The 12,599-nt window shown below is 40.9% G+C and carries 9 protein-coding genes; 5 read left to right on the top strand and 4 right to left on the bottom strand.

All coding sequences use genetic code 11. The features are described from left to right. Positions 1 to 78: 78 nt before the first annotated feature. Positions 79 to 3,591, bottom strand: a complete 3,513-nt coding sequence (locus tag V7K50_RS23800; protein WP_334964358.1) for a condensation domain-containing protein — start codon at positions 3,589 to 3,591, stop codon at positions 79 to 81. A gap of 821 nt (positions 3,592 to 4,412) precedes the next feature. Here V7K50_RS23800 and V7K50_RS23805 point away from each other — a divergent pair. The 3 genes from V7K50_RS23805 to V7K50_RS23815 all read left to right on the top strand — a co-directional run bounded on the left by V7K50_RS23805 (position 4,413) and on the right by V7K50_RS23815 (position 9,693). After that, a complete protein-coding gene (locus V7K50_RS23805; protein ID WP_334964360.1) occupies positions 4,413 to 7,139 on the top strand; it encodes a TonB-dependent siderophore receptor in 2,727 nt (908 codons plus the stop codon). A 113-nt stretch (positions 7,140 to 7,252) separates the two neighbouring features. Beyond that, complete coding sequence (locus V7K50_RS23810) at positions 7,253 to 8,374, top strand: PepSY-associated TM helix domain-containing protein (RefSeq protein ID WP_334964362.1); 1,122 nt, start codon at positions 7,253 to 7,255, stop codon at positions 8,372 to 8,374. Positions 8,375 to 8,385: 11 nt separating this feature from the next. Beyond that, positions 8,386 to 9,693, top strand: coding sequence for an MFS transporter (locus tag V7K50_RS23815; protein ID WP_334964364.1), 1,308 nt, complete (start codon positions 8,386 to 8,388; stop codon positions 9,691 to 9,693). Between the two features lie 181 nt (positions 9,694 to 9,874). Here V7K50_RS23815 and V7K50_RS23820 read toward each other — a convergent pair whose 3' ends face one another. Further along, positions 9,875 to 10,231, bottom strand: coding sequence for a Spx/MgsR family RNA polymerase-binding regulatory protein (locus tag V7K50_RS23820; RefSeq protein ID WP_334964366.1), 357 nt, complete (start codon positions 10,229 to 10,231; stop codon positions 9,875 to 9,877). 266 nt (positions 10,232 to 10,497) lie between these two features. On the opposite strand from V7K50_RS23820, the gene V7K50_RS23825 reads away from it, so the two are divergent. Together V7K50_RS23825 and V7K50_RS23830 are read left to right on the top strand one after the other, a co-directional pair. Then, a complete protein-coding gene (locus tag V7K50_RS23825; protein ID WP_334964368.1) occupies positions 10,498 to 10,956 on the top strand; it encodes a sunset domain-containing protein in 459 nt (152 codons plus the stop codon). 263 nt (positions 10,957 to 11,219) lie between these two features. Next, positions 11,220 to 11,468 (top strand): hypothetical protein, encoded by a 249-nt coding sequence (locus tag V7K50_RS23830; RefSeq protein ID WP_334964370.1) that lies wholly within the window; start codon positions 11,220 to 11,222, stop codon positions 11,466 to 11,468. A gap of 165 nt (positions 11,469 to 11,633) precedes the next feature. On the opposite strand, the gene V7K50_RS23835 is transcribed toward V7K50_RS23830, so the two are convergent. Both V7K50_RS23835 and V7K50_RS23840 read right to left on the bottom strand, forming a co-directional pair. Further along, positions 11,634 to 11,912, bottom strand: a complete 279-nt coding sequence (locus V7K50_RS23835) for an Hsp20/alpha crystallin family protein (protein WP_334964620.1) — start codon at positions 11,910 to 11,912, stop codon at positions 11,634 to 11,636. A 35-nt stretch (positions 11,913 to 11,947) separates the two neighbouring features. Then, positions 11,948 to 12,550: a hypothetical protein gene (locus tag V7K50_RS23840; RefSeq protein WP_334964372.1), complete on the bottom strand. Its 603-nt coding sequence runs from the start codon at positions 12,548 to 12,550 to the stop codon at positions 11,948 to 11,950. Positions 12,551 to 12,599: the final 49 nt, after the last annotated feature.

Raw genomic sequence — 12,599 nt, forward strand, 5'->3', positions numbered from 1 at the left:
CGACGCTCGATTACTCGCTAATACAAAATTTAATTACGTATTACGAACTTGTGCCGAGCGAAGTCGAGGTATTACGAATTATTTAATGACTTTACGCTTGATGAATTTCAGCTTTTCCAAGGAAGTGTATTCCATTTGTTTCTCTTTAATTTTCTGCTGCTTTCTGTCAGATACAACAAGGATTTTAGCTAACTCACTCAGTCTAATATCTGGTTGTTCAACAACATTGCGTAGCAATATTTCAAAATGACCAATCATTCGTTTAATTGTCTTGGCATCAAACAAATCTGTTTTGTACTCCAATGAGCCATTAAAACCTTCCGAACTTTCCCAAATACTGAATTTCAAATCAAACTTGGATGTGCCGCTATCAACCTCCAGGGGGTGCAAGGTCAAATCTGGAAGCTCTATAGATGGAATGGGAGCATTTTGCAGAATAAACATTACTTGAAACAGTGGATTGTAGCTTAAGTCCCGCTCCGGTTGCAATTCTTCCACTAACTTTTCAAAAGGTAATTCTTGGTGAGCATAAGCGCCTAAAGCCACTTCGCGTACCCGCGCTAACAACGCCCGAAAACTCGGATTACCGGATAGATTGGTACGCAACACGAGGGTATTGATAAAAAACCCTATTAGCCCTTGAGTTTCTGCTCTAGTGCGACCCGCAACAGGCGAACCAACTAAGATTTCCTGTTGATTTGTATAACAGTACAACAACGTCTTAAATACTGCGATGAGTGTCATAAACTGAGTGACACCCTCTCGCTGATTTAATTCTTTTACTGCCTCACTCAGAGCTTTGGGAAACGCTAGAAATTGTTTTTTCCCAGTGAAGGTTTGTATAGCTGGTCGGGGTCTGTCTGTAGTCAGTTGCAGTACTGATAGATTACCGTTTAACTGCTGTTTCCAGTAATCAAGTTGGGTATGAAGAATCTCTCCTTGCAGCCATTTTCTCTGCCAATCAGCAAAATCTGCGTATTGGATAGGAAGTTTAGCAAGTGATGAGGGTAAACCATCAGAAATAGCTTGGTAAATCGCTGCTAGTTCTTGAATCAGAATACCAATAGACCAACCATCTGCAATAATGTGGTGCATGGTAAAGAGCAATATATGCTCCTCTGGTTTCAAATACAGAAGTTGAACTCGCAGCAGTGGCGACTCTGATAAATCAAAGGGTTTTTGAGCAAACTCCGTGGCGACGCGCAAAGCCTCAGCTAAGGTTGCTTCTGGTAATTCCAGGACTGGTAGTGTCAACTTCACGTTTGGAGCAATCACCTGAACTGGTCGCCCTTTGATAGCTAAAAAGCTAGTTCGCAAGGCTTCGTGACGCTCCACGACTTCGTTCAGACTTTGTTCTAATATTGTCTGATCAAGCTTCCCAGTTAAACGTACTGCAATGGGAACGTTATAGAAGGGGTTATCAGGTTCTAACTGATTAAGAAACCACAAGCGCTCTTGAGAAAGACATAGGGGTAATTCTTGATTGCGAGAAATGGGCTTTAGTGGTGGTTCTGAGGGTTCTTTTGTTGTTAATTGAGGCAGAATTTGCATTGCTAGCAGAACAACACTAGCATCATGGAAAAAATCCTCGACGGATATTGTTACCCCAAAGTCTACTTGAATTCGATTTTTTAAATCGAAGACTATTAAGGAATCAAGTCCCAAACTATTTAGTGGTTGCTCTGGCTTGACTTGTGATACTTCAACTTTTAATATCTGAGCAATTTGTTTTTGTAAGTAAGATATCAGCAATGGTAGGCGTGCTTCTGGTGCTGTTGCCATAATTGCTTCACGGCTCAGATTCGTCTGGTTCTCAAAGTCATCTGCACTATCTAAGATACTCTGGCTGATAACTTCTAGCTTGTTTGCCAAAAAATTTGCTTTTGTTGCACGGCGTTGAATTTTACCGCTAGAAGTTTTGGGAATACTACCTGCTTTGATTAAGATTACTGCATATACTTGCACCTCATGTACTTCTGCAACCGCCTGACGAATTGCTGTAGTAACTTCTTCAAAATTCGGTTTGGCACGAAACTCTAATTCCTGGACTACTACTAGCCGTTCTTCATGAGCAACTTCTACTGCAAAAGCTGCACAGCTACTTAAACGCAACGATGAATGACTGCGTTCTGTAGTTAGTTCGATGTCTTGTGGGTAAAGATTACGACCTCTGATGATAATTAAATCTTTGGCTCTACCTGTAATGAAGAGTTCTCCATTGTGCAAAAACCCTAAGTCGCCAGTACGTAAAAATGGCCCTGATGCTGTGCTAACTTCTGTGTCTTGAAGATAGGCGTGGAATATTTGCTCTGTCTCTTCTTGACGATGCCAATAACCTTGTCCAACACTAGAACCTGATACCCAAATTTCTCCAACTTCGTCAGGTTGACAATGGGTAAAAGTCTCTGGGTTGGCGATCGCAATTTGTTGTTGTGGTAAAGTTTGACCACAACTGACAAAACGTTGAATATTTTCACTATCAGTATTTGCTTCAACAACCCGGTTTCTGGAAAGTGCAGATTTGACAACTGTTTTGCAAGGAGGTACAGCTTTCTTGCTCCCGCCAGAAATCATCAGGGTTGCTTCCGCCATCCCATAACACGGGTAAAATGCTTCCGGGCGAAAGCCACACTCTGCAAAAGCCTCTGCAAATCGTTCTAAAGTATCCTGCCGAATCGGTTCAGCCCCATTAAAGGCAACACTCCAACTACTTAAATCAAGGGTTTCTTTTTGCTCAGGGGTAATCTTTTCAATGCACAATTCATAAGCAAAGTTAGGACTACCGCTAGTAGTACCTCTGTAACGAGAAATTGCCTGCAACCAGCGATAAGGCCGTTGTAAAAAAGCCGTGGGGGACATGAAGATGCAAGGAAATCCCCCATACAAAGGTTGCAAAATGCCACCAATCAGCCCCATATCATGGTAGACCGGTAGCCAAGAAACAAATTTACTACTAGGAGAATGTTCCATAATTTGGTAAGTCATGGCGGCATTGTGGAGCAAATTGCCGTGACTGAGCATGACTCCCTTGGGTTTCCCTGTAGAACCAGATGTATATTGCAGAAAACCTAAGGTATCTGGATTGATTTTAGTTGGTTGCCAAACATCTTCTACACCTGGCGCTATATCATCTGTAGTCAACCACTTGAGACTTTCTAGGTTTGTTGCTTGTGCAAATATGGATTGTAATGTGGGGAGCATCGCTGTTGTGGTCAGAGCAATGCTAGGTTGTGCATCTGTAGTAATAGCGCTTATTCTGGGTGTTTTGCGTTGATTGCGAGGTGGATAAGCCGGAACTGCAACAACTCCAGCGTATAGACAACCAAAAAAAGCAGTTAAGTAATCTAGTCCAGGTGGATAAAGTAATAAGGCTCGTTCTCCATTTAAGTTTAAAGCTTGGAGTCGAGATGCGATCGCCCAAGAGCGCCGATGGAGTTGTTCATAAGTCAGTGTTGATTGTTGGGTTTCTCCATCTTCAAGGAAGGTGAAAGCAATTGTATCTGGCTGCGTCAAGCTTCTTTGATGGAGAAGATCGACAACAGTGAAACAGTTACGGTTAATTTCTTTGAAGTCCTTGATTTCTATAGCCATTTGACTTTCCAGAACTAGATGCACTCTTGCTTAAACACTGCTGCAACACATTCAACTTGTATCCTGGCAAAATGAGAACGCGGATATCGATCGCATTTCACAGGTAAGTTTTCATCCCACAATTGGGACTTTCTACTAGCTAAGGCTTTTGACCTCTTTTAGGAGAACCTAAACAAGGGAGTCTTTAGGGAAATAATAGACGCTATTGCAAATCTCAACTCAATAAAATCTGAGTAATTTTATTGAGAGCTATTTTCAACTACTTTGCTTACTTTAGAGGAGACTATCTCTTTATGCAACTAGTAATTGATAGGGAATACTTATTAATCAAAGCAAAAAAATTAGGTTTTATTTTCAATAAACGCTGTTTTTGGTCAGCGATCGCAGCAAATGATCAGGTTTCCGCCTCTAAAAAGGCATTACTCGTCAGAGATTGGAAACGAGAGAAGCTCTCTGAGTTTGCTATGAACTGCCTTTACACCAATAGTTGCCACTGCAACCGGACTTTTATATTCAATTGCAGTGTATAAAATATACCTTTTCTTACCGAGTTAATTATTTAAAGGTCTTTCAAATGCTTACATAAAAAGCATTTTGCCTAAAAATATCTCTCTTATAGACGTATCATTTTAAACAAATGTACTTAGAATAGGATCTGTCTTATGGCTTTAGAGACTGAAAAAAATGATAATAACTCTCAAATATATTGCGATATATTCTCACTTTACTTTATGGCTAAAATAGTTTAATTTCAGATTTGAAATGAAAAAATTTTTATTAAGCTCTAAGACTACTAGTAGAGCGTGAGGATCTGAATTGGAATGAAACTGACAAAATTGCTTCCCTACCTGTTGTTAACAAGCTCTTTGACTGTATCGATCGCAACTGCTGCTAGAAGTGAAGAAGTAGGGATAGGTGTATCAGAGCATCCCAAGTCAACTCCCACAGATGCTAATTCCAATCAACCATTCACTGTCGAACCAATCAAAGAGATTCAGCGAATCAGTGAGCTAGTGCATCCTGCCAAAAATGCAGGAGTAAGTCAGATAGAACATCCAGCGAAGAACGCCTCCTTGTTAGTGCAGTCGCCAACATCACCAAACACACCACAAACTGAAGTTATACAAGTTACCTCAGTTAAAGCAAATCCCACTGTTAAAGGTCTGGAGATTATTTTGCAGACAACCAAAGGGGAACAGTTGCAACTAGTCAATCGCAGTGCTGCTAGCAATTTCATCACTGATATTCCCAATGCTCAACTGCGTTTAGCGAGTGGCGAAGCATTCACATTCCGCTCTGAAAAACCAATTGCGGGTATAAGTGAGATAACAGTTACTAACTTTGATGCCAATACTATTCGAGTGACAGTGATTGGTGAAGGGAGTGTACCAACAGTCGAGTTGTTTGATAGTCCGAATGAGGGTCTTATCTTCTCTGTGGCTAGTGCAGCATCGTCCGCCCAACAACCGCAAACTCAACCAACTCCTGAACAACAAAAGCCAGGGAATCAAACACAGCAAACTCAACCATCAACTTCGAGTGATGAACCGATTGAGTTGGTCGTAACGGGTGAACAAGATGGATATAGTGTACCAGATAGCACAACTGCGACTAAAACTGATACTCCTCAACGTGACATTCCCCAATCAATTCAAGTTATTCCCCAACAAGTTATCAAGGATCAGCAAATCACCCGGATTAGCGATGTTGCACGCAATGTCAGTGGTGTCTCACTACAAGGTAGTTATGGTGCTAACACAGATGCTTATATTATCCGGGGGTTTGTAACGTTCAATAGTTTGAGAAATGGTTTCCAAGCTGGAGATAACTATATCGATCCTAACAGCATTGAACGAGTTGAAGTTCTCAAAGGTCCGGCTTCAGTGCTATATGGTCAGTTTGAACCAGGTGGTGTGGTCAATTATGTCACCAAACAACCCCTTGCAACTCCCTATTATGCAAGTGAATTTACAGTGGGAAGTCACAGTGATTACAAATCCTCAATCGATATTTCTGGACCACTTACCCCTGACCAAAAGTTGTTATATCGCTTGAATGTTGGCTATGAAAATTTTGGGAGTTTTATCGATTTTGTTCACGGGCAATATTTATCAATATCGCCGGTATTGTCCTATAAGATCAGCGATAATACAAACTTGACTTTAGAATATGAGCATACTGCTCAAAACCGAACATTTTATGATGGGTTGCTACCGATTCGTGAATCTTTTCAAGTTCCCATCAGTCGTTTTTTAGGAGAACCAAGTGCCGATAAGTACAATGTTGACTCTAATGCATTTTACTTGACTTTAGATCATACCTTCAGCGAAAATTTACGGCTGCGTAGTGCCTTTTCAGCATACCTTACTACTTCTGATAATAATAACGTTGTCCGACCAAACTCACTGGAAGCGGATGGTCAGACAGTATCGCGAACGCTTGCTGGAGGTGCCGGTTCCAGTCAAACATTTGATCTGCAAAATGAATTAATCAGCAAGTTCAAAACTGGTTCCATTAATCATCAGCTGCTCCTGGGTTTAGAGTTAGGTTGGCAAAACGTTTTTTATGATTACCTTCGCACTGCGGCTCCTGGGATTAATCTTTTCAATCCAGTATATGGTGCGCCACTGCCAACCAGTTTCGTCGATACAGCTCAGCAAACAGAGTCTTATACCGACACTGTAGGTATTTACTTGCAAGATCAGGTGACATTACTTTCTAATTTGAAGCTACTGGTTGGTGGAAGATATGATTTTGTCAGCTACAACGATAGAGGCACAGACTTGAATAACAATGGTGCACTGGCTTATACAAATAACTTTTACGATGAAGCTTTTTCACCCCGTCTAGGACTGGTTTACCAACCGATAAAACCAATCTCCCTATACGCCAGTTATAGCGAGTCTTTTGTACCCAACAATACCAGAACAGCTAGCCAAGTTGCATTAAAACCTGCTCGTGGAACCCAGTATGAAGCCGGAATTAAAACCGAGTTATTTGATGGTAAGCTTGCGGCAACACTTGCAGCATACGAGATTAGAAAAACTAACGTACCTACAACCGATCCAAATAATACTGATTACTCAATTGCAGCTGGAGAAGTCAAGAGTCAAGGTATTGAATTCGATATTTCTGGGCGAATTTTGCCCGGTTGGAATGTGATTGCATCCTTTGCCCATAACGATACCTATGTCAGCCAAAACAGCCAAGATAATCAACTGCCTGTGGGTAATAGATTGGTTGGTGTGCCAAGAAATACTGCTAGCTTTTGGACAACCTATGAAATTCAAAGTGGTTCCTTCAAAGGATTGGGATTTGGTGGAGGACTGTTTTTTGTCGGCGATGTCGAAGCCAATCTCCCAAATGATGGAGTTGTTATTCCTTCTTACGTCAGAACTGATGCCTCTATTTTCTATAAAAAAGAAAATTGGCGATTTGGTCTCAACTTTAAGAATCTTTTCGACACCACATATTACTATTCTCAAGGTTACTATGTGCGTCCCGGAGATCCCCTGACTGTTCTGGCGACAATTTCCGTACAGTTTTGATTCCACCCTAACCCTTACCAATGCATTGGGGAGTTGAGGAGGGAGTCTAATTCTTCCCCCCAATGATCGGAAGGATTGAGAGCGGTAAAAATCCAACTTATAAAGTGGCGATTATGAATCGGAAAAAATTACGCTCTATCGTTTTTTACCTGCACAGATATATCGGCTTTTTTGTTGGACTATTGCTAATTGTCATTGGGGTAACAGGGAGCTTGTTAGTGTTCGAGCAAGATTTGGATCACCTTATGATTAGTCAACAGTATGGACACATTACTCCCCAACAGGTGCAGTTATCCGCAGAGTCTGTAGTGAATACAATTGAGGCGAAGTATCCCGCGCGAGGTGATTTCCATCTTTTTCGGATTTATTTGCCAGATAGTCCTTCTTCTCCCTATGTGGGGCAGTTGTCATCAACTGATGTGCAAAGGAAAGAGGTTTTTGTCAACCCTTATACAGGCAAAATTATCGGTGAGCGCATAACGGATAAAACCCTAATTGGTCTAATACTGAATTTGCACTACAGCTTGATGGCAGGCCAAATGGGAACTGTAATTGTTGGCATTGCTGCTTTTTTAATGTGTATACTCACCATCACAGGTTTAGTTCTCTGGCCTGGTTGGCGCAGATTGATTACAGGCTTCAAAATCAAGTTTGATGCTCATCCCAAGCGGGTGAATTTTGACATTCACAAAGTGGCTGGCATTATCACTGTAGTTTTTTTATTCTTTACTAGCTTTACAGGCTTTTGCTGGAACTTCTACGATTTGACTGAGCCGATTATTTACGCTGTTACATTCACCCAAAAACTATCCGAGCCAGTATCCAAGCCAATTCCTAGTAAATCAACCTTAGGATTGACAGAACAACTTAAAATTGCCGATGCTGCCTTATCTGGTGCTGTTACCAAAAGCATTTATTTTCCTAGTAAACCAGAAGAGGCTCTACGAATTAACATGAAGCTACCGCAGGAAAGTTCATATGACGCTAATAGTAATGTTTATCTCGACCAGTACAGTGGTGTGGTTTTGCGAGTTGATAATGCTTTGAAGATGTCATTGGGCGATCGCGTTCTCAACTCTTTTATTCCCCTACACTACGGTACATTTGGTGGTTTATTTACCCGCATTCTCTACGTATTTGTCGGCTTATCACCATTGATTTTATTTATAACTGGCTTTGTCATGTACCGACATCGCTACCAGGAAAAGTCTGTCCGCGATAAACCTATAGTTTAAGACTCATACAAGTGCGTATCTTCATTATTATTTGGCTTGGTCAAACCGTTTCTCTGATTGGTAGTGGGATGACTGGCTTCGCATTCACTATCTGGGTATGGGAACTAACACATCAGGTTACAGCAATAACGTTGTTTGGTTTGTTTGCACAACTACCACAAATGTTGATTGCCCCTATAGCTGGGTTAATTGTAGATCGTTGGAACCGTAAATATCTGATGATCGCTGGGGATACAGTGAGTGGGATTTTAGCGATCGCTGTTTTACTACTTTATTCAACTAGTCATCTGCAATTATGGCATTTATACGTAGCTGTCGCTATCCAAGGTACTTTTGGGGTAGTTCAAGAACTGGCTTACTCAACATCCATATCTATGATGATGCCCAAGCAGCACTACAGTCGTGTTAGCAGTCTGAGATTTTTAGCTGATTACGGTTCTAGTATCATCGCGCCAACACTGGCAGGCATCCTCTACTCAGTTATCGGGCTTGTTGGTATATTATTTATCGATATTGTAACTTTTGTATTCGCTGTCACCACAATTTTAGGAGTACATATTCCACAACCTAGTATGACAACAGTAAACACTCAAACTTTCACTAATTGGAAGCAGGAGATTTACTTGGGTTGGCATTACATTGCTGTACGTCCCAGTTTGTTTGCCATGCTAGTGTTAGCATTTGCATTTACATTTGCCTATGACTTTGGACTCTCAATCTCTTCACCGATGGTTCTAGCACTGACTGGCAATAACACTAAGATATTAGGCACTTTAGCCTCAGCAGCCGGAATTGGTGGAATAGTTGGGGTATTGCTCACCACTACCTGGGGTGGTTTCAAGCGTCGTATAGATGGGGTGCTACTTGGTATAATTGGTGTTAGTTTGGGCAAAATTGTCTTTGGTATAGCTAAGACACCATTAATTTGGATTCCAGCCCAATTCTGTTCATCTCTAAATTTTCCCATACTTGGCAGTTCCTGTGATGCTATCTGGCTAACCAAGGTTAATCCTCAGATCCAAGGACGTGTTTTTGCGACTTTAAAGGTTGTAACGGTGGTTGCTTCAGCAGTTGCTTACTTGATAGCTGGGCCACTTGCCGACTACATTTTTGAACCTGCAATGATGCCAGATGGTAGTCTTGCACCTATATTGGGCTGGATATTCGGCACGGGAAAAGGTTCAGGTATGGCAGTTTTGTACTTCATCTGTTCGCTAGGTATGTTACTTATTGGCTTAAGTGGATATGCTTTTCGTACTTTGCGTGACGTAGAAACCATACTGCCCGATTATGATGCTACTACAGCAGGGCAGAAATAGAGTTCACCGTGCTGGTGTTACATCTGGGATTAGTGAAAGTTTGGGATCAAAAGCATCAGGATTGGTGGTTTTCCCCTCCGTTTTTATTGCTGGAGGGGGTTTTATGACTTTTGCAATCTCTTTTTGAGGTTGCGATCGCAGAGTACGGTGTTGAAGAAAGATAAGGCTTTGGGTAAGTGGTTTACGCTAAATCTAATTTTTCTCGGACTATTCCTTCATTTCTAAAGCCTACCAGTACTGCTGTTCCATCTTTGACTAAAAGGGGACGTTTGAGCAGCATGGCGTCGTGACTGAATGCCTCAATCCACTGTTCATCAGTCCAAATCTTCTTTTCATCTCCTAAAGCCCGGTAGGATTGGCCAGAGGTATTTCGCATGGGGGCAAAGCCCAAAGACTTTACCCAGCTCTGGATCTGCTCACGGGTTGGCGGAGTATCTTTGGTGTTGATGAACTCATAGTCAATGTTGTTGTGTTGGAGCCACGTCAAAGCTTTTTTGCAAGTGCCGCAGTTGGGAATGCCGTAGACTTGAATAGACATAAAGTAATTAAGCAACAATCTCCATATATGACATAGTTGGCGTAACTTCTGCCACCAATGCTCCTGCCCTTGAATATCTGCGGTAGAAATTACAGGTTAGCGATCGCTCAATTACTTGTCTCTCATGAATTTTACACTATTTTTAACCCCGCCTAATACCACGCTTGACAATTTCCCCTTTTACTTAACTTGTCACCAATGGAGTAATGAAGTCAGTATCGGGTAAAATATTGGGAATTAAATATTAGAATTAGAGAATTAACCGCATGAACAATCAACTTAAACCTCGTCACCTGAGCATTGTAGTGACGTTATTTACAGTACTGATGCTCGGTAGCTGTGGTAAAAAACCTGAAGAATCTACTAGTACTACACCTCAAACACCAACTGCTGTTGCTCCAGCTAGTCCTGCCTCTAATACAGCAGCTAGTCCTGTCCCGACTACAGCAGCTAGTCTTATCCCTGGAAATACAACTTCTAGCTCTAAAAAGCCAGCATTGGCGGGGAATAAAACACCAGTTTTAGCAGCAGCACAAAATCTAGGGGTGAAACCACAAAGCGAAACAACTTGCCCAAGTGATGCACTGGTAAAAGGCAAGATTACCAAGAAAAGAGGCAACATTTATCATGTTCCTAAAACCTTAGATTATGAAAAAGTAAAACCGGATATTTGTTTTAAAGATACTAATACAGCACAACTTGCTGGTTTCCGTGCGCCTAAGTGATCTAAACAGGGCAAAGGCAGTTGTTTTAAAACTGACCAAATCAATACATCCTGCTTTCGCTCCTCTTGCTACGTAAGTAGGAAGTGTAGTAAATAAATAGTGGCACTGATTGATGAGCGATTGTGCAAACTGCCTGCTGAAAAGCAATCGCACTCAGTGACTTTAGTCATGTTTAACTGGTGACATTTGCTAGATATCTTTTCTTGATTATGCAGAATATATTGGCAATATACAAGTTAAGTAAAACAAGGATTAAAGGATATATGAACCGCTTAAAATCTATTCTTCTTGGTGGTTTATTAGCTTCTGTTTCAATTGCTGCTCTTTCAACTCATGCTAATGCTTCTGTTGTGAATTTTCGCAATGAACATTTAAATACTAATACTATTGCTTTTAATAACGCTAAACTAATTCGTGAGCGTCAATTGCATGAACAGCAGCTTCGTGAACAAAAAGCTCGTGAACAAAAGGCTCGTGAATTATGTGAGCGCCAAGCTCGTCTTCATCACTAAAATTTGAATTTTTACTCGCTTTGCGATCGCCCCCACCCAATCAAGCCAGGAAAAAAGCGTAGGCGCAGCCGCAAAAAGTAGACATCGCATACAAAAGAGCTTGGTCATCTCATAACCAAGCTCTTAGCTATCTCAATCAATCATTGGAGGTAGAGTAATTTCAGACTATGTAGCAGGAAGTTCAAGATTAACCTTGACAACTTTGTTCTTTTCTTGCTCGGATTTGGGCAGTGTCAAATTCAAGATACCGTCTTTATAATCTGCGGTGACATTGGTATTTTGAACCCTAGCAGGTAGAGGAATTACACGTTGGAATTTGCCATAGTAGAATTCGCTCTTGGTAGTGCCATTGTTTTCGGTTTTAGTTTCAGACTTGCGTTCACCGCTAATGTGAACATTACATTGGTGAAATTCCGCTTCTGTCCTTACTGTGGTTTTCCCTATAAGGAGTCTGTTAATTCTGGTGTGACTTGAAAATTTTAAAAGTCATTATTTATAAAGGGAACTATGGATGGTGAAAACTTTTTTAGCGATGGGTAAAATTCTAACCTCGCAGCATAATCATCTGTTTGTGAGACTGACAGTTCAATTGTTTGCTGTTCTTTTTCATCAAAAAGCAACTGAATTTGATAATTTGTCCAGAATTGCTCACCTAGCTCATCTTCTAAATCAAAAAGCTGTTGTTCATCTCCCCATATATTTGACCAAAGGACTATCTTATTAGCCCGAAAATGATTTTGACCTGTTGTATCTGCAATGACAAAATATGCTTCAACATTTAAATCAAATCCCAAGTCATCGGCTTCTGTCTCTGCTATTTGACAGTTAACCACTATTAAGGTATCGGGGTTAACGTTTACTACCTGCTCTTGGCGCTTTAATAATTCTTGAAGCACGAAATTAGGTAATAACTGAGAACTCTCCTCAATTAGTTGTTTTTGAGTTTCTGGTGAGTAACGAGTTTTTAATTCTTGGGTTATTAGATTTAAGATATCACTCGTGGCTAAATTGACAACTATCTTTTTATTTGTGGAATTAAGGAAACATCCGTGATTAAGATTAATATGTTCTTTAATTGACATAGTTCTGTAAAATCCTTTGAATTTGATTAGATGAGCGGCAAGTCTACAA

Source organism: Nostoc sp., assembly GCF_036917135.1.
In the GTDB taxonomy this organism is placed as follows: domain Bacteria; phylum Cyanobacteriota; class Cyanobacteriia; order Cyanobacteriales; family Nostocaceae; genus Nostoc.